Source organism: Pseudomonas sp. RIT409 (assembly GCF_003052515.2).
In the GTDB taxonomy this organism is placed as follows: Bacteria; Pseudomonadota; Gammaproteobacteria; order Pseudomonadales; family Pseudomonadaceae; genus Aquipseudomonas.
In genome coordinates, this window is record NZ_QARE02000004.1 from 82,331 (window position 1) to 99,432 (window position 17,102).

Annotated in this window: 15 protein-coding genes and 1 pseudogene; 1 reads left to right on the plus strand and 15 read right to left on the minus strand. The window is 60.8% G+C overall.

From position 1 onward, the window contains the following. Positions 1–11 precede the first annotated feature (11 nt). The 13 genes and pseudogenes from DBP26_RS06740 to DBP26_RS06800 form a co-directional block, all read right to left on the minus strand. Positions 12–1,223: an O-succinylhomoserine sulfhydrylase gene (locus tag DBP26_RS06740; RefSeq protein ID WP_108237114.1), complete on the minus strand. Its 1,212-nt coding sequence runs from the start codon at positions 1,221–1,223 to the stop codon at positions 12–14. A 21-nt stretch (positions 1,224–1,244) separates the two neighbouring features. After that, complete coding sequence (gene purF / locus DBP26_RS06745; protein WP_108237115.1) at positions 1,245–2,753, minus strand: amidophosphoribosyltransferase; 1,509 nt, start codon at positions 2,751–2,753, stop codon at positions 1,245–1,247. A 12-nt stretch (positions 2,754–2,765) separates the two neighbouring features. Then, a complete protein-coding gene (locus DBP26_RS06750; RefSeq protein WP_108237116.1) occupies positions 2,766–3,353 on the minus strand; it encodes a CvpA family protein in 588 nt (195 codons plus the stop codon). Between the two features lie 208 nt (positions 3,354–3,561). Further along, positions 3,562–4,248 carry an SPOR domain-containing protein gene (locus DBP26_RS06755; RefSeq protein ID WP_108237117.1) on the minus strand — a complete coding sequence of 229 codons (687 nt, stop codon included), beginning with the start codon at positions 4,246–4,248 and terminating at the stop codon, positions 3,562–3,564. Beyond that, positions 4,232–5,535 (minus strand): annotated as a pseudogene (gene folC, locus DBP26_RS06760) (bifunctional tetrahydrofolate synthase/dihydrofolate synthase). Before folC ends, DBP26_RS06755 begins: the two are co-directional and overlap by 17 nt. After that, complete coding sequence (gene accD, locus DBP26_RS06765; RefSeq protein WP_108237312.1) at positions 5,532–6,452, minus strand: acetyl-CoA carboxylase, carboxyltransferase subunit beta; 921 nt, start codon at positions 6,450–6,452, stop codon at positions 5,532–5,534. Before accD ends, folC begins: the two are co-directional and overlap by 4 nt. A 283-nt stretch (positions 6,453–6,735) precedes the next feature. After that, entirely contained in the window at positions 6,736–7,356 is a 621-nt protein-coding gene (locus tag DBP26_RS06770) for a phosphoribosylanthranilate isomerase (protein ID WP_108237119.1), read from the minus strand. A 59-nt stretch (positions 7,357–7,415) separates the two neighbouring features. After that, complete coding sequence (gene truA, locus DBP26_RS06775; protein ID WP_108237313.1) at positions 7,416–8,240, minus strand: tRNA pseudouridine(38-40) synthase TruA; 825 nt, start codon at positions 8,238–8,240, stop codon at positions 7,416–7,418. Positions 8,241–8,451: 211 nt separating this feature from the next. Beyond that, positions 8,452–11,241, minus strand: a complete 2,790-nt coding sequence (locus tag DBP26_RS06780; protein ID WP_108237120.1) for a FimV/HubP family polar landmark protein — start codon at positions 11,239–11,241, stop codon at positions 8,452–8,454. Between the two features lie 116 nt (positions 11,242–11,357). Beyond that, complete coding sequence (locus tag DBP26_RS06785; protein WP_108237121.1) at positions 11,358–12,368, minus strand: aspartate-semialdehyde dehydrogenase; 1,011 nt, start codon at positions 12,366–12,368, stop codon at positions 11,358–11,360. A gap of 86 nt (positions 12,369–12,454) precedes the next feature. Next, positions 12,455–13,018, minus strand: coding sequence for a DUF1285 domain-containing protein (locus DBP26_RS06790; RefSeq protein ID WP_108237122.1), 564 nt, complete (start codon positions 13,016–13,018; stop codon positions 12,455–12,457). 10 nt (positions 13,019–13,028) lie between these two features. Beyond that, a complete protein-coding gene (locus tag DBP26_RS06795) occupies positions 13,029–13,634 on the minus strand; it encodes a DUF4823 domain-containing protein (protein ID WP_108237123.1) in 606 nt (201 codons plus the stop codon). A 179-nt stretch (positions 13,635–13,813) separates the two neighbouring features. Then, positions 13,814–14,476 (minus strand): TetR/AcrR family transcriptional regulator, encoded by a 663-nt coding sequence (locus tag DBP26_RS06800; protein ID WP_108237124.1) that lies wholly within the window; start codon positions 14,474–14,476, stop codon positions 13,814–13,816. A 76-nt stretch (positions 14,477–14,552) separates the two neighbouring features. On the opposite strand from DBP26_RS06800, the gene DBP26_RS06805 reads away from it, so the two are divergent. Then, positions 14,553–15,686 carry an aminotransferase class V-fold PLP-dependent enzyme gene (locus DBP26_RS06805; RefSeq protein ID WP_108237125.1) on the plus strand — a complete coding sequence of 378 codons (1,134 nt, stop codon included), beginning with the start codon at positions 14,553–14,555 and terminating at the stop codon, positions 15,684–15,686. 228 nt (positions 15,687–15,914) lie between these two features. Here the strand turns inward: DBP26_RS06805 and DBP26_RS06810 are convergent, their stop codons facing one another. Beyond that, on the minus strand, positions 15,915–16,703 hold the full coding sequence (locus tag DBP26_RS06810) for a TatD family hydrolase (protein WP_108237126.1): 789 nt from the start codon (positions 16,701–16,703) through the stop codon (positions 15,915–15,917). A 15-nt stretch (positions 16,704–16,718) separates the two neighbouring features. After that, positions 16,719–17,075, minus strand: coding sequence for a PilZ domain-containing protein (locus DBP26_RS06815; RefSeq protein ID WP_108237127.1), 357 nt, complete (start codon positions 17,073–17,075; stop codon positions 16,719–16,721). Positions 17,076–17,102: the final 27 nt, after the last annotated feature.

Genomic DNA, 17,102 nt, shown 5'->3' on the forward strand with positions numbered 1-17,102 from the left:
CACGGCCTCACTCACAATGCAGCCAGGCCACGCGACAGGTCAGCCTTCAGGTCAGCCACGTCTTCAAGACCCACGGCGACCCGGATCAGGCTGTCGCGGATACCGGCGGCTTCACGCTCCTGCGGCGACAAACGGCCGTGGGACGTGGTGCTCGGGTGGGTGATGGTGGTCTTGGTGTCGCCCAGGTTCGCCGTGATGGAAATCAGCCGCGTGGCGTCGATGAAGCGCCACGCGCCCTCCTTCCCACCCTTGACTTCGAAACTGACCACCGCGCCGAAGGCCTTCTGCTGACGCTTGGCGAGGTCATGCTGCGGATGGCTTTCGAGACCGGCGTAGTGAACTTTCTCGATACCGTCTTGCTGCTCCAGCCACTGCGCGAGCTCCAGCGCGTTCTCGCAGTGCGCGCGCATGCGGATCTTCAGGGTTTCGAGCCCTTTGAGAAACAGCCAGGCATTGAACGGACTCAGGCTCGGGCCTGCCGTGCGCAGGAACCCAACCACTTCCTTCATCTGCTCGCTACGACCAACCACGACACCGCCCATTGCACGGCCCTGGCCATCGATGAATTTGGTCGCCGAATGCACCACTACATCCGCACCCATGCGCAGAGGCTGTTGCAAAGCCGGTGTGCAGAAACAGTTATCGACCACCAGCATCGCACCCTTGGCGTGAGCGATTTCCGCCAACGCCGCAATGTCCACCAATTCGGCGAGTGGATTGGAAGGCGACTCGACGAACAACAGCCGGGTGTTTGGCTTGATGGCTGAATCCCAGCCGGCGAGTTCGGCCAGCGGAACATAATCGACCTGCACGCCGAACCGTTTGAAATACTTCTCGAAGAGGCTGATGGTCGAGCCGAACACGCTCTTGGAGACCAAAACGTGATCGCCCGCACTGCACAGGCTCATCACGGTCGCCAGGATCGCCGACATGCCGGTCGATGTCGCGACCGCCTGCTCGCCACCTTCCAGTGCGGCGATGCGTTCCTCGAAGGCGTGCACCGTCGGGTTGGTGTAGCGCGAGTAGACGTTGCCCGCTCTATCGCCGGCAAACGTGGCGGCCGCGTCGGCGGCCGTGCGGAAGACGTAGCTCGAGGTGAAGAACAGTGGATCGCTGTGCTCGCTCTCCGGCGTACGGTGCTGGCCTGCCCGTACGGCGAGGGTATCGAAACCCACGCCGTCCAGATCGCTGTCCAGTCGACCGGCATCCCATTGCTGAGTCATGCCGCTCACTCCTTGTCTGAATTAGTTGTTGTACAGATCGATGATCGCACTGACTGCCTGATTCTTGGCCTTGGACGCGTCGTTACGCGCCTGCTCGATCTTGTTCAGGTAATGCTCGTCGATGTCACCGGTCACGTACTTGCCATCGAAGACCGAGCAATCGAAGTTATCGATCTTGATCTTCTTGCTACCGCTGACCGCCTCGATCAGGTCGGTGAGATCCTGATAGACCAGCCAGTCGGCACCGATGAGGTCGGCCACGTCCTGGGTGGTACGGTTGTGAGCGATCAGCTCATGAGCACTCGGCATGTCGATGCCGTAGACGTTGGGGAAGCGTACGGCCGGGGCCGCGGAACAGAAATAAACGTTCTTGGCACCGGCTTCACGGGCCATCTGGATGATCTGTTTGCAGGTGGTGCCGCGCACGATGGAGTCGTCGACGAGCATGACGTTCTTGCCGCGGAACTCAAGCTCGATGGCGTTGAGCTTCTGGCGCACCGACTTCTTGCGCGCGGCCTGCCCCGGCATGATGAACGTCCGACCGATGTAACGGTTCTTCACGAAGCCTTCACGGAACTTGACGCCCAGGTGATTGGCCAGCTCGAGCGCCGCCGTGCGGCTGGTGTCGGGAATCGGGATCACCACGTCAATGTCGTGGTCCGGACGCTCGCGGCGAATCTTGTCGGCCAGTTTTTCGCCCATGCGCAAGCGCGCCTTGTAAACCGAGATACCGTCGATGATCGAATCCGGACGCGCCAGGTAGACGTGTTCGAAGATGCAGGGCGCGTAGCGCGGGTTGGCGGCGCATTGGCGGGTGTGCAGCTTGCCGTCTTCGGTGATGTACACCGCTTCGCCCGGCGCCAGGTCACGAATCAGGGTGAAGCCCAGCACGTCGAGCGACACGCTTTCCGACGCGATCATGTACTCGACGCCTTCGTCGGTGTGACGCTGACCGAACACGATCGGACGGATGGCGTCCGGGTCACGGAAACCGACGATACCGTAGCCGGTGATCATCGCCACCACGGCGTAGCCGCCACGGCAGCGGTTATGCACGTCAGTCACGGCAGCGAAAATGTCTTCTTCGGTCGGTTGCAGCTTTCCGCGCACGGCCAGTTCGTGGGCGAAGACGTTGAGCAGCACTTCCGAGTCGGAATTGGTGTTGACGTGGCGCAGGTCGGATTCGTAAATCTCCTTGGCCAACTGCTCGACGTTGGTCAGGTTACCGTTATGTGCCAACGTGATGCCGTACGGCGAGTTGACGTAAAACGGCTGGGCCTCGGCCGAGGTCGAGCTGCCCGCCGTTGGATAACGGACATGACCGATGCCCATGTGACCGACCAGACGCTGCATATGGCGCTGCTGGAAGACGTCACGGACCAGACCGTTGTCCTTGCGCAAGAACAACCGGCCATCATGGCTGGTCACGATACCGGCAGCGTCCTGGCCGCGGTGCTGGAGGACGGTGAGCGCGTCATACAGCGCCTGATTGACGTTCGACTTGCCGACGATACCGACGATGCCACACATGCGACACAACCCCTACTTAGTGGAACTGGATTTACCGATCACATCCTGCGGTGCTACCGAAGGCAGGAGGTGATCCTTGAACGGGATATCAACAGGTACGCTGACCCCGCTGGCTAGCCACTTGCTGGACATCCCGAGAATCAGGTTTTTCGACCAGTCAGCGACCATCACGAACTGTGGCAGCAGTCTGGACTGCTGCCACCATTGATCCTGTTGTACCGGGCCCAGGCTCAACAGCCCTACCGCAACGACGACCAGCAGGCCGCCGCGCGCCGCCCCGAAAACCATACCCAGAAAACGATCGGTTCCGGACAGCCCGGTGACCCGAATCAGTTCCCCGATGAGAAAGTTGACCATGGCGCCGACCAACAACGTGGCGACGAAAAGGATGGTGCAGCCCGCAATCACGCGTGCCGAAGGTGTTTCAATGTAATTGACCAGATACTGGGCCAGCGAACCGCCAAACATCCAGGCGACGACACCTGCGATGATCCAGGTCAGCAAGGACAGCGCTTCCTTGACGAAGCCGCGCTTGAGACTGATCAAAGCGGAGATGGCGACAATCGCAATGATCGCCCAGTCAACCGGAGTAAATGACACGTTGCAGCCTACAGACTGATGAGGCGGCGCATTTTAGCAGAGCACTGGCCCGCCGGTAAGCGGGGATTGATCGTCGTCGGCAATTAAGGCGAATGATTGGACTTTGGGATCCTGAACAGGACAGGCCGGGGCAAGGGTTCGCTACATCCGCGGCAGCGATGGCCGGAAGGCCAATCGACCGACGCTGCCGGACAGGCGGAGCCCCGGGTTACTTCCGCTCCGGCTGGAAGCGCACCACGATGCCATTGAGCTTCTGCTGCTTGTTCAACTGATCGCGCAGACGATCCGCTTCAGCGCGCTCGATCAACGGACCGACGAACACCCGATTGACGCCATCGGCGGTTCGGATGTAGGCGTTGTAGCCTTGGGAACGCAAGGTTTTTTGCAGGTTGTCGGCGTTTGCCCGGTTGGAGAGGCTCGCCACTTGCACCGCCCAGGTGATCGACAGGCCATTGGCGTCGACCCGATTAGTGTCGGCTGACAGCGGCGCAGGCGACGTCGCAGCCGCGGCGGGCGCCGAGGTCGCAGGCTTTGAGGGTGGGGGAACAGGCGTGGTCTTGACTGCGGGCGCAGCGGCCGCAGGTTTTGCGGGTGCGGGCGCAGGGGCAATAGGCATCGACGGTGGCTGCTGGCTCGCTGGCGGCTGCACAGGCTGGGCGATTTCATCGTCGGAAGGCACGGGCTCCTGTGTCAGCGGCTGCTGTTCAGGCACGGTGACCGGTTCGACCTTGACCGGAGAGATGGCAGGCGCTTGAGGCGCGGCCGGCGCCTCGACCTGCACATGGCGGGCCTCGTCCTGACGGGAAAACAGCATCGGCAGGAAGATCACCGCGATGGCGATGAGCACCAGAGCACCCACCATGCGCTGCTTGTACGCCCTATCCAGCAAAGCCATGTGTCACTTCCTCCGTGACGTGTTCGCCAGCCATTCCAAAGCTTCGGCGACGCAATAAAAAGACCCGAACAGAACGATTTCATCGTCCTCTGTCGCCCGTGCGCATTGAGCCTCCAAGGCCTGCGCGACGCTGGAGTAGGACGCCACGTCAGCGCCAAGGTTCTGCAAGGCCTCCGCAATTTCCTGCACCGAACGGCTGCGCGGCGTCGGCAATGGCGTGACAGCCCAATGGTCGAAACCGTCGCCGAGTTCGGCCAGCACGCCGTCCAGATCCTTGTCGCCCAGTAGCCCGAACACGGCCAGACGTCTGCCCGCCACCGGGCGCTGCTTCAGCCGTTGAGCCAGGAAGTGAGCCGCATGAGGGTTGTGACCGACATCCAGCAACAGGTGCAACGTCTTGCCCCGCCATTCGACGGTCCGACGATCGAGCCGACCGGTCACCTGGGTCTGCGCCAGCACTGTACCAATGGACGCTTCCTGCCAAAGCCCCGACAAGAGATAGGCCTGCAGCGCCAGTGCGGCGTTCTGCATGGGCAGGTCGAGCAAAGGCAGGCCACGCAGTTCGACGCGCTGACCGCCTGCGTCGGTGCCGAACCAGTTCCAGCTTTCGGCGCCAATCGTCAGGTCGAAGTCGCGGCCTCGCAGCGACAATGGGCAGTGCAACGCAGCGGCTTGCGCCAGCAAGGGCTGCGGCGGGTCCAGGTCGCCGCAGAGGGCAGGACGGCCCGCGCGGAAGATACCGGCCTTTTCGAATGCCACCGACTCACGGGTGTTACCCAACCATTCGGCGTGATCGACGCCGATGCTGGTCACCAGCGCCATGTCCGGATCGATCAGGTTCACCGCATCCAGGCGCCCACCCAGTCCCACTTCCAGCACGACAGCATCCAGCGCAGCCTGCTCGAACAACCAGAAAGCCGCGAGCGTACCCATTTCGAAGTAGGTCAGGGAGATCTCGCCCCGTGCCTGCTCCACCACGTCGAAGGCAGCGCACAGGGCCTCGTCGGAGACCTCGGCACCTTGCACAAGGACACGCTCGTTGTAGCGGACAAGGTGCGGCGAGCTGTACACGCCGACCTTGAGGCCTTGGGACTGCAGAAGCGAAGCCAGAAACGCGCACGTTGAGCCTTTACCGTTCGTCCCCGTCACCGTGATGACGCGGGGCGCCGGACGACCGAGACCCAAATGGTGCGCAACCTGGCGCGACCGCTCCAGCCCCATGTCAATGGTGGAAGGATGCAGTTGCTCCAGGTAGCTGAGCCAATCGCCCAGAGAGCGTGCGGTCATACGTTCGCCGGTGCTGGCGGAACCACGATCGGCTCGAGTTTCGGTGCAACGAATTTCGGCGTAGGCAGGTTCATCATCTGCGCAAGCAGATTGCCCAGACGGGGACGCAGTTCGGCACGGTGGACGATCATGTCGATGGCGCCGTGATCCAGCAGGAACTCACTGCGCTGGAAGCCTTCGGGCAGCTTCTCCCGAACGGTCTGTTCGATCACGCGCGGACCGGCGAACCCAATCAGGGCTTTAGGCTCGGCGACGATGACGTCACCCAACATCGCCAGACTGGCGGATACGCCGCCGTAGACAGGGTCCGTCAATACGGAAATGAAGGGCAGGCCCTCTTCTCGCAAGCGCGCAAGCACCGCCGACGTCTTGGCCATTTGCATCAGGGAGATCAACGCTTCCTGCATCCGCGCACCGCCGGAGGCAGCGAAGCAGACCATCGGGCAGCGATTTTCCAGCGCATAATTGGCCGCCTGCACGAAACGCTCGCCGACGATCGCGCCCATCGACCCGCCCATGAACGAGAACTCGAAAGCGCTGCACACCACGGGCATGCCCAGCAGCGTGCCACTCATGGAAATCAGTGCGTCCTTCTCGCCGGTCTGCTTCTGCGCAGCGGTCAGGCGATCCTTGTACTTCTTGCTGTCACGGAATTTCAGACGGTCGACCGGCTCCAGATCAGCGCCGATTTCCTGACGACCTTCGGCATCGAGAAAAATATTCAAACGTGCACGCGCATCGATGCGCATGTGGTGATTGCACTTGGGGCAGACGTCCAAGGTCTTCTCCAGCTCTGGACGATAGAGCACCGCCTCGCACGACGGACACTTGTGCCACAAGCCTTCAGGTACCGAGCTTTTCTTGACCTCGGAACGCATGATCGAGGGGATCAGTTTGTCTACCAACCAGTTGCTCATGCTTTCTTTCTCCAGTACCGGTGGGGTGAGCGCAATGGCGAACAATGCCACGCGCAGGCCCTTAAACCCAATTCATGTGCGGTACCGCATCCCTTACACGGTCGGCCTTCGTGCCTGACCTGCCAGTGATCCGGATACCGCGCTTATTCCTTGCTGCGAGACGCCTCGCGTCGTCGCTCGTTCAATCCTGGCGGCTACTGACCGCATTTCGGTCGCCGCAGGCTAGTGGACGGCGACAGGCGATCTGCCGTCACATCGGTGGCCGACGCCGTGGCGAAAACCCTCAGGCCCCATGCACAGCGCTCATGAACGCACGGATCTTGTCGTGGTCCTTGAGCCCCTTGGCTCGCTCCACTCCGCCACTGACGTCCACGGCGTACGGCCGTACCTGGGCAATGGCCTGGGCGACGTTGGCCGAGGTGAGGCCGCCGGCGAGTATGATCGGTTTGCTCAAATGATTCGGAATCAGTGCCCAATCGAAGGCTTCGCCCGTGCCACCCGGGACCCCGGCGACGTACGTGTCCAGCAGGATGCCGCTGGCCTTGTGGTAGAGGTCGCAACTGGCGGCAATATCGTCGCCAGCCTGCACCCGCAACGCTTTGATCCACGGACGAAGATACCCCTCACATTGCTCCGGAGTTTCGTCGCCGTGGAACTGAATGAGGTCCAGAGGAACCGCTTCGAGCAGCGCCTCGAGGCTTTCCCGGTCTTCGTTGACGAACAGACCGACCGTACTGACGAAAGGTGGCAACTGAGCGATGATCGCCTGCGCCTGCTCGATCGTCACCGCCCGAGGGCTTCTGGAATAAAAGACGAAGCCGATGGCGTCAGCTCCCGCATCGACAGCGGCCAGCGCATCTTCTATGCAGGTAATCCCGCAAATCTTGCTGCGAACGGCTGACATGTCGTGAATACCTCTAGCCTTGCGAAAGCCCCGGATGTTAGCAAATGCTACTCCGGGCGTCAGCCGTCAAGTTCGGTGAACCCTGTAAGAAAATGCGGCCCTATGTAACGTTCGGGCAGCGGAAACTCGTCGCGATACTCGACCTGCACCAGATACAGACCGAATGGGTGAGCGGTCACTCCGCCTGTCCGACGAACACGGCTCTCGAGCACATCGCGAGCCCATTCCACAGGCCGCTCTCCTGCACCGATGGTCATGAGCACGCCCGCAATGTTGCGCACCATGTGATGCAGAAAGGCATTGGCGCGTATGTCGATCACGATCATCTGACCGTGACGGGTCACGCGCAGATGATGAATCTGCTTGATCGGGGATTTTGCCTGGCATTGGCCTGCCCGGAACGCGCTGAAGTCGTGCGTTCCTACCAGACACTCGGCCGCCAGCGCCATCCGTGCGACATCCAGGGGCCGGTGATTCCAGGTGATCTCCTGACCGAGGTGCGCCGGTCGAATCTGGTCGTTGTAAATCACATAGCGGTAGCGGCGGGCGATGGCCTTGAAGCGGGCATGAAAATGCGCGGGCATCTCCTTGGCCCAGGTGACGCTGACGTCATGGGGCAGGTTGATATTGGCGCCCATGGTCCAGGCCTTCATGCTGCGTATGGCTTGAGTATCGAAATGCACCACCTGGCCGCAGGCGTGCACGCCTGCATCGGTACGTCCGGCGCACATCAGCGACACAGGCGAATCCGCCACTTTCGAGAGGGCATTTTCCAAAGTCTCCTGAACGGTCAGCACACCGCTGGACTGGCGCTGCCAGCCACTGTAACGCGAGCCCTTGTACTCAACGCCCAACGCGATTCTGAAATAGCCTTCGGCTGCCATTTCGGCGGCCGCTGTCTCTGCCTCTGTGGTCATGATTGCCAATGCTCAAAGCCTGTCGATACGCGCAAGGGCGGCCATTATACGGATGACGACAAAAGACGCTATTGGGATGTGCGCGACCGGTGCTCCCCGCCCCCACCGACGCCAGCCCCCATCAGCCAAACGAAAACGACCGCCGAAGCGGTCGTTTTCTGTGTAAGTTGAGCAGCGATCACGCCAGGCGCGACAACATCTCCCGCGCTTCGCTTTTCTGCCCGTCGTCACCCTCGGCAACGACTTCATCGAGAATGTCACGAGCGCCATCGGCGTCTCCCATTTCGATATAAGCCCGAGCCAGGTCCAATTTGGTGGCGGCCTCATCGGTACCCGACAAAAAGTCGAATTCGGGCTCGCTGTCGTCGGCCAGTAGAGCATCATCCTCACCGAAGGCCGCATCGTCGAACGGCGTGGCCATCGGCGGTTGCTCGAGGCTTTGCGAAAGGCGCTCGAGCTCTGCGTTCACGTCGTCGATCTCCGAAGCGAACGCCTTGGAAGCCGGGTCGCTTTCCATCTCGTCGGCCAGCGACAGGTCGAAATCGGCAGGCAGTTCAAGTTCATCCTCTTGGGCGAGCTTGTCTGCCCCGAGATCCGCCGGGTCATCGAACGCCGGGAGCTCGCTCAACTCATCCCGCACGCCCAACAGCCGATCATCTTCGGCCTTGAGAGCAGGTTCATCCTCGCCCAGATTCAGATCGAAATCTTCCAGACCGTCGCCCGCCGCAGGCTGGGCCTCGGTCTGTTCTCGCAGAATCGCGTCGAAATCCAGCTCGTCAGGCGTGGAGCCGCCAAAGGGTGCGTCCAGATCCAGATCATCGAACCCTCTATCCGCGAGTGGCGCGCTGCGGTCTTCCACTTCGGCAGGGGATGCGGCTTCGAGATCGTCAAGGCTCAGATCAAATGCGGTGTCGAAATCATCCGGCGCCTCCGCGAGGGTTTCCGGGGCAGGCTCTAATTCCGTGGCAGGCTCCAATTCCGGCGCCGCCGCTGTCTCGGAGTGGTCGGTCAGCAAATCCTCGACGTAGCGGGCATCCATCTGCTGGGCCGCCAACGCGGCAGTCGCCGCCACACCTGCTGCCGCTACAGCCGCTGCCGCCATCGCAGGATAGCGGGCTTTCAATTGTTCGACTTCGGCGTGGTTACTGCCTGTCGCGACCAATTGGCGCTCTTGGGCAACGAAGCCACGCTCGTTGCCTTGCTGCGCATAGATTTCCATCAGTTTGAGACGCAATTCGGAACGCTGAGGCTCCTCTTTGATGGCCTCTTCCAGCAACGCTGCGGCCTGATTCATACGGCCATAAGCGATATGGATCTCAGCCTGCACCAGCACATCGGTTGGACGCTCGCGGGTCGGCTCAATGATGACGGCCGCCAGCGGTGCCTGCTTTACCGCGGGAGGGGGCACCTCCAGGCCCTCGAAACTGCTTTCGGGCATGTTCATGTCGGCGGCGAAATCTGACTCTTCCGACAGCGCGCGCGCCATTTGCCGGTGTCTTTCCGCTTCAATAATGGCATTGCGACGACGCACCAGCAGCAGCACCAACAACAGCAGCACCAGCACCGCCGCGCCCGCTATCAAGCCCAGCAGCATCGGGCTGGCCAGAATCTTGTCCAGCGCGCTCTGATTAGCACGCGGGTCAGCCTCTGGCTGCGTGGCCGAAGGCTGATCCGCACCCGCGGTGTCTATCTTCGCGCCCTCGACCGGCAGCGCGTCTTCAGGCGCGATTTCATTCGGCGGCTTGCCAGCGCTGTCCGGGGCAGGCGGCACGATTTGCGCGGCTATCGGGTTGGCGGCGTTATTCGGGTTGGTCACGCTGTTAGGGCTGACGGCGCTGTTGGCGTCACCGCCCGCGGGTGGCACCGCGGCCCCGGCGGCCTGCATCTTGGCCAGTTGATCGTTCTTCAGCTCAATCAGACGCTGCAGCTTGTCGAGCTGGCTTTGCAGGTCGGTCATGCGGCTCTTCAGCTCGGCATTGTCGCGACGGGTACTGTCGAGATTCTCCTGCGCCACGGCCAATTTATTGGCCAGATCAGCATCGCCTGCCGAGCCCTTGGCGCCAGGGTTGGCGTTGGCTGCCACGAGGCTCAGGTTGTCCTTGGCTTCGATGCGCGACGGCGCCGCACCCGCCCGGTCGCGACGGGTAGCGTCCACCTGACGCGCGCCAGCCGGCAGGCGACGACCTTCTCGCCAGGCGCGATTCTGTTCGGCCACTTCGGCAATCGCCCGAGGCTGCGGCGTCGCACTCACCTCTTGCGCCGTTGGCAGTCGCAGAACCTGGCCTTTCTTCAAACGGTTGATATTGCCCCCGATGAAGGCATCGGGGTTGAGCGCCTGAATGGCCAGCATGGTCTGCTGAACTGTACCGCCACTGCGCACGCGCTCAGCGATCTCCCACAGGGTGTCGTTGTTGGCGGTGGTGTATTGCGTGTACTTGGGTTCGGCAGGTGCCGGTGCGGCAGGCGCTGCAGGTGGCGTTACCTGTGCGGCAGGCGCTTGAGCCGGTGCGACGGCTGGCGCCGTCGAGGGCAATTGAGCAGCAGCGGCAGCGGCGGCCTGAGGAGACGCTTTGGGCGGGTCGAGCAATAGGCTGTATTCACGCAGCGCTCGGCCATTGGGCCAGAGCACCTGAACCAGGAATTTCACATAAGGGTCGCGTACGGGCTTGGTCGACGTAATCCGCAGCACGCTCCTACCACCAGGATTCACCACGGGGGTGAATACCAGATCGTCCAGGATGGCCGTGCGTCCGACACCCGCCTGCGCGAATTCGGCGGAGGTCGCCAGACTCGGCACCACTTGTGCAGAATTCAGGTCCTGCACCTGCGTGAGTTCGATTTCAGCCAGCAGCGGTTGATTCAGGCTCGACTTGACGGTCAAACCACCGAGGCCAAGCGCATTTGCCATCCCCGATGACAACGCCGAAGCTGCTGCGATTGCTAAAACCAGTTTACGAACCTGAACCATAGCCCATCCCTTGTTTAAAATTTCCCCGGCGACCGAGAAGATAAAGCCTGCTAGGGCGTAGGGCGTTTCGACACGCCACAGCTAGAATGATTCTTCGAATTGTTGGCAAGTATCTTTTACGAAACAGCTTTTATCAACAACTCAGCGACCTGCACCGCGTTGAGCGCCGCGCCCTTGCGTGCATTGTCCGACGTGACCCAGAAATTGAGCTCACAAGGATCATCGACCCCGGCGCGTAAACGTCCTACATAGACGGCATCCTGACCGACCGCATCGCCGACAGGCGTCGGGTAGTCACCGGCGTCGACCAGGTCGATCCCCTGCGCAGCGTCCAGTGCATCACTGACGGCCGACAGATCGAAAGGCGTGCCGGTTTGTACCGATACGCTCAGGCTATCGCCAAAGAACACAGGGACTTGAATGCAGCTGACGCCGACCTTGATTAAAGGCAGCGATAGCAACTCGCGCAACTCACTGACCATTCGACGTTCAAGTGGCACATGGCCTTGCTCATCCGGAGTGCCGACCTGCGCCAGTACGTTGAACGCCATCTGCCGATCAAACACCCGAGGCTCCAAGGGTCGCATGTTCAGCAGTTCCGCCGTCTGCCGAGCCAGCTCGGTGACACCCTCACGCCCCTGACTGGAAACCGCCAGGCACGCAGTGACATTCACCCGCTGTATGTCCAGAAGGCCACGAAGTGGGCCGAGCACCATCGCCAGCGCCGTTGCAGCCGGGCTTGGGCAAGCCACCTGGAAGGGTTTGGCCAGCAGGCCCAGCCGATCGCCATTGACCTCAGGCACGGCATTCGGCGCCTGATCCGACGGCAGGCCGCCGGACAGATCGATCACGGCACAACCCGCCGCGATCGCACGGGAAGCGAAACTGCGAGTGACCGCTGGACCTGCTGCAAAAAAGGCCAGTTGCACCTTGGCAAAATCGAAGGCATCGACTTCACGCACGCGGACGTTCTTGCCCCGGTAAGCGACCGAACTGCCTGCTGACTCGGCGCTTGCCAGCAGATGCAACGTACCCGCTGGAAAATCGCGCTCTTCAAGGATCTGGACGATGGTTTCACCTACCGTGCCGGTGGCGCCGACTACGGCGATATCGATGGACTGACCCATGAAAACCTCAAAAAATCGGGGGGGCGGCACTTTAACCGCGTGATGAACGCCAAGCAAACCACCTGACGGATGAAGACAGCCGGGTATCAGGGCTCCAGGCCGATCTTGAAAAATTCGCCATGACTCCATACGCCGAGCCAGCGCTGGCCATCGATCTCACGCATCACCGCCAGGTCGACCAACTGGTAAAAGACGTTGCGGTGAATCAACGCTTCAAGGTCGTTACGTACCAGAACATAGGGTGCGGGCTCTTGGGTCTGGGGGTCGATGCGCACACGCAACGGCCGCTCCGCACTGGCTTCGACCACGTCATCGACGTTCGTGGTGAAACGTAGAACCCGGGATTCGCCCTCGCCTGCCACTTCCAGCAACACTGCAACGAAAGGAGCGTCATCCACGGTGATACCGACTTTCTCGACCGGGGTGACCAGGAAGTAGTCATCGCCCTCTCGACGGAGGACCGTGGAGAACAGACGCACCATGGGTTTTCGACCGATGGGGCTACCCAGATAGAACCAGGTACCGTCCCGGGCGATGCGCATGTCGATATCGCCACAAAACGGGGGATGCCAAAGGTGCACGGGCGGCAACCCCTTGCCGGTCTTGGGAACTTGAGCCAACAGATCATTGGCTTTACCCGAACCACTCATACGCTGCTCCTCAGCGGGCGGCGACGCCCAGTAGACTGCGAGCGTAATCCTCCATGGGTGGGCCGAGCAAATCTTCAGGCTTGGTGTTATACAGCGTCAGCAGGCCGCCCCGCAGATGAATGCGCGCCGAATCGATGAGATAACGGGTATTGGTTTCAATCAACATCAGTTGAACCACACCGTTGTCGATCCCCAGCCGGTCGACAGCCTCCTGATCCGACCACTCGTCGAAATTGCCGATGCGGTCATCCGCCCGCGCAAAACGCGTGTACAGCAAATAATGCGCACCCGCGGCGCGAGCCTCGTTCATCGCATCATCTAGCCCCTCTGCTGCCGGTGCCCGGCGGACCATCGGGAAGTATTCGATGAATCCGTTGAAGGCCTCTTCGGCTACCACGTTCGTGCGCGGGTAGGCGCCACCGGGAGGTGCGAAGGCACCTTGGGCGATATAGATGAAGGAATCCGGCTGCAGGCGGAAATTGTTGATTCGACGGGTCGAGCTATGGTCAAGCAAGCCCGCGTCACTGAGCTCGTCATGAGCCCCTTGTGCCAGATCGCTGACATGCATGCAGCCGCTCAATGCCAGAAACGTCAGCAGTAAAACCAGGCTACGCATCACTTCCTCCAAATACCGGCGACGGAAAACCGGCGAATGGCCGGGTAATGCAGCTTTTGCGCCATGTCGAAGAAAGGGGGAAAAGTGCGTGGCACTCAGCGTGGCAGCGGGCTTCGAGTGCCCGCTCCATCGACGAGCGAGGAACGGCACTCGCGGGCCCCAGCGCGCAGGCTGACGGGTCAGCTTCCGGAGGTCTCTGGTTTGAGGTCGTGCGCGGATTCAGGGTCGCGCTTGCGCTTGTTGCCCATGCGCACGCCAATGTCCATCAGGAACTGGAAAAACCCTTCCTGATCCTCCAGCACGTTACTCCAGAACGGCGAGTGATACAGGGCAACCGCGCCATGCACCAGGGCCCACGCTGCACAGTAGTGGAAATACGGCGGTACGTCCTCGAGCTTGCCTTCGGAGATTCGCCCCTTGATCAGCAGTGTCAGATGCTCGAAGTTGGAGGCGCGGATGGTATGCAACTGCTCGACCATCTCAGGGACTTGGTTGCCCTTGACCACTTTTTCCTCCAGCCGGTCGAACAGGCGGTACCGTTGCGGATCGCGCATCCGGAACTCGAAATACGCGCGGGACAGCGCTTCCTTGTCCTTGTCGACATCGGCCGAGTGCAACAGCTCGTTCAAATCACGCTCGTAGTCGAGCATCAGGCGCAGGTAGATTTCCGCCTTCGATTTGAAATGCTTGTAGATGGTGCCTTTACCAATACCGACGGCATCAGCAATCATCTCGACGGTGACACTGTCTTCACCCTGTTCGAGAAACAGCTTTAACGCGGTATCGAGAATTTCTTGCTCACGGCGCCGAAACTCACGGACCTTACGAGGTTCTTTCTGCATAGGAGGAGGCTGTCGAGTCAAAATCGAAGCCGCACATTATGCCTAACTGGCGGGAAATTGCACGGATCATCCGACCATGTCTACGTTTCACGAAGAGTTCGCGCAAGCAGCCGATGTGCGTTATCTCAACCACGCCGCTGTTGGCCCGTGGCCAAAACGCACGGCCATGGCCATCCAAAACTTCGCTGAAGAGAACGTTTTACGGGGCGCACAGCACTATTTGGACTGGATGAAGGTCGAGCAGCGACTTCGCGAACGGCTGGCTCGCCTTCTGAACGCGCCGTCAACGGATGACATCGCACTGGTCAAAAACACCTCGGAAGCCCTCTCTTTTGTCGCTTTTGGCCTGGACTGGAGGCCGGGCGACAGTGTGGTGATCAGTGATGAAGAGTTTCCGTCCAACCGAGTGGTATGGGAGGCCCTCAAGCCGCAGGGTGTTGAGGTTATCCAGGTCAGCCTCAAAGGCCTGGACCCGGAGGCAGCCTTGCTGGACGCCTGCGGGCCTCGCACCCGTCTGCTGTCTATCAGCTCGGTGCAATTTGCCACGGGCACTCGGCTGGACATTGAACGTCTCGGAGCAGGATGCAAACGACGCAATGTGTTGTTTTGCATCGATGCCATTCAGCACATCGGCGCCCTGCCCTTCGACGTACAGGCCAGCCAGTGCGACTTCGCGATGGCTGACGGGCACAAGTGGATGTGCAGTCCCGAAGGGCTCGGGGTTTTTTATTGCCGGGCCGATCTGCGGCCCCGGCTGACACTGCACGAATTCGGCTGGCACATGCTGGAGCATTCCGGCGATTACGGCCGCAACGAGTGGCAACCCGCGGCCAGTGCCCAACGGTTCGAATGCGGCAGCCCCAATACGCTGGGAGCGGTGGCGCTGGACGCCAGCCTTTCGCTTTTGGAAGAAGTGGGTATGGATACCGTAGGAAATGCCGTTCTGGAACGCGTGATGTGGCTCGAGGAGGGGCTCGGCAAAATCAACGGCGTACAGCTGCACACTTCACAGGAAGCCGCCCGTCGATCTGGCATCCTGACCTTCAGCCTGGACAGCCAGCCTGCGGCACAGGTCTGGCAGGAATTGATGCACAACCAGGTCGTCTGCTTGCCTCGCGGCCCCGGTATCCGCTTTTCCCCCCACTTTTACACGCCATCGCGGGTGATCGAAGAGACATTGGCGATTGTGCAGGCGATCGCCAAGCATTGAGGTATCAGCAGGGGGCTGGGTATTCCAAAACTGTTTAAAAAACGTACAGCCAAACGCTGGACGCTTGGAGAATATGTCCAATACTGAATCTGTCGGTGCGGCATCTCCCCCAAGTGCCAGCATCGGTAAAGGCACCCACGGATAGCGTGTCTTTGTTTTACTCCTAATGGTCTTAACCCGGATTCACCCCCCAGAACCCGGGTTTTTTTTGCCTGCGATTTGGTGCGCTTAAACGGACTTCACCCTGGCGAGAGGAAACAGGCGCTTGAAATTCTCGGTGGTCTGCTCCGCGAAGCGCTCGAAACGCTCCCCACGCAACATCGCCAGAAATTCTGCGACTTCGCGAACGTATTGCGGCAGGTTCGGTTTGCCCCGGTACGGTATCGGCGCCAAATAGGGTGAGTCGGTTTCCACGAGCAGACGGTCTGCTGGGACTTTACTGGCCACATCACGCAGCGCGTCAGCGTTGCGGAACGTCACGATGCCGGACAGGGAAATGTAAAAGCCCAGGTCCAGCGCCGCCTTGGCCATGTCCCAATCTTCGGTGAAACAATGCAGCACACCGGCCTGTGGCAGTGCCGCTTCGCGCAGCAGTTCGAGTGTGTCCGCCCGAGCGCCTCGGGTGTGCACGATCACCGGCTTACCGGTCGAGCGAGCGGCTTGAAGATGCAGGCGAAACGACGCTTGTTGCAATTCAGCGGCTTCCGGCTCGTAGTGATAATCCAGCCCGGTTTCCCCGATGGCCACAACGCGAGGATGGTTCAGCTCGCCTAACAGCCACTCCAGCGCAGGCGCCTCCCCCGGCTTGAGATCCAACGGATGAATACCCACCGAGCAGTCAACATCGCCATAACGGTCGGCCAGAGCCTTCACGTCGGCGGCGTTGTCGGCACTGACACCGATGCACAGAAAATGGCCAACGCCTCGTTCGCGCGCTGCTTGCAGCGCGTTATCGAGAGAACCGTCGTGTTGAGCGAGGTCGAGACGATCGAGGTGACAATGGGAATCTACAAGCATGGGGACCGCGGCAAATTACATCGTGTGGGTAGGACGGTCGGACTTGAGGGCACCGGCCAGGTAGTTTTCGATCATGTTGCGCGCCGTGTTGTCACCGTCATTGAATTGCACCCCCACACCGGCGGCGCGATTGCCCTGCGCGCCCTTGGGGGTTATCCAGGTGACCTTGCCCGCAACCGGAATTTTTTCCGGCTCGTCCATCAAGTTCAGCAACATGAACACTTCATCCCCCAGCTTGTAGCTTTTGCTCGTAGGAATGAACAGCCCGCCGTTCTTGATGAATGGCATGTAGGCGGCGTAGAGAACCGATTTGTCCTTGATGGTCAGGGACAGAATGCCGTTACGCGGGCCCGGACCCAGGGGAACGCTCATTTCAACTTCCTCTGCAGATGCTGATGC

Coding starts and splice junctions, on each gene's coding strand:
- DBP26_RS06740 (WP_108237114.1), bottom strand. CDS start 1,223: ATGACTCAGCAATGGGATGCCGGTCGACTGGACAGCGATCTGGACGGC.
- purF (WP_108237115.1), bottom strand. CDS start 2,753: ATGTGTGGCATCGTCGGTATCGTCGGCAAGTCGAACGTCAATCAGGCG.
- DBP26_RS06755 (WP_108237117.1), bottom strand. CDS start 4,248: ATGGCTTTGCTGGATAGGGCGTACAAGCAGCGCATGGTGGGTGCTCTG.
- accD (WP_108237312.1), bottom strand. CDS start 6,452: ATGAGCAACTGGTTGGTAGACAAACTGATCCCCTCGATCATGCGTTCC.
- DBP26_RS06770 (WP_108237119.1), bottom strand. CDS start 7,356: ATGTCAGCCGTTCGCAGCAAGATTTGCGGGATTACCTGCATAGAAGAT.
- truA (WP_108237313.1), bottom strand. CDS start 8,240: ATGGCAGCCGAAGGCTATTTCAGAATCGCGTTGGGCGTTGAGTACAAG.
- DBP26_RS06780 (WP_108237120.1), bottom strand. CDS start 11,241: ATGGTTCAGGTTCGTAAACTGGTTTTAGCAATCGCAGCAGCTTCGGCG.
- DBP26_RS06785 (WP_108237121.1), bottom strand. CDS start 12,368: ATGGGTCAGTCCATCGATATCGCCGTAGTCGGCGCCACCGGCACGGTA.
- DBP26_RS06790 (WP_108237122.1), bottom strand. CDS start 13,018: ATGAGTGGTTCGGGTAAAGCCAATGATCTGTTGGCTCAAGTTCCCAAG.
- DBP26_RS06795 (WP_108237123.1), bottom strand. CDS start 13,634: ATGCGTAGCCTGGTTTTACTGCTGACGTTTCTGGCATTGAGCGGCTGC.
- DBP26_RS06800 (WP_108237124.1), bottom strand. CDS start 14,476: ATGCAGAAAGAACCTCGTAAGGTCCGTGAGTTTCGGCGCCGTGAGCAA.
- DBP26_RS06805 (WP_108237125.1), top strand. CDS start 14,553: ATGTCTACGTTTCACGAAGAGTTCGCGCAAGCAGCCGATGTGCGTTAT.
- DBP26_RS06810 (WP_108237126.1), bottom strand. CDS start 16,703: ATGCTTGTAGATTCCCATTGTCACCTCGATCGTCTCGACCTCGCTCAA.
- DBP26_RS06815 (WP_108237127.1), bottom strand. CDS start 17,075: ATGAGCGTTCCCCTGGGTCCGGGCCCGCGTAACGGCATTCTGTCCCTG.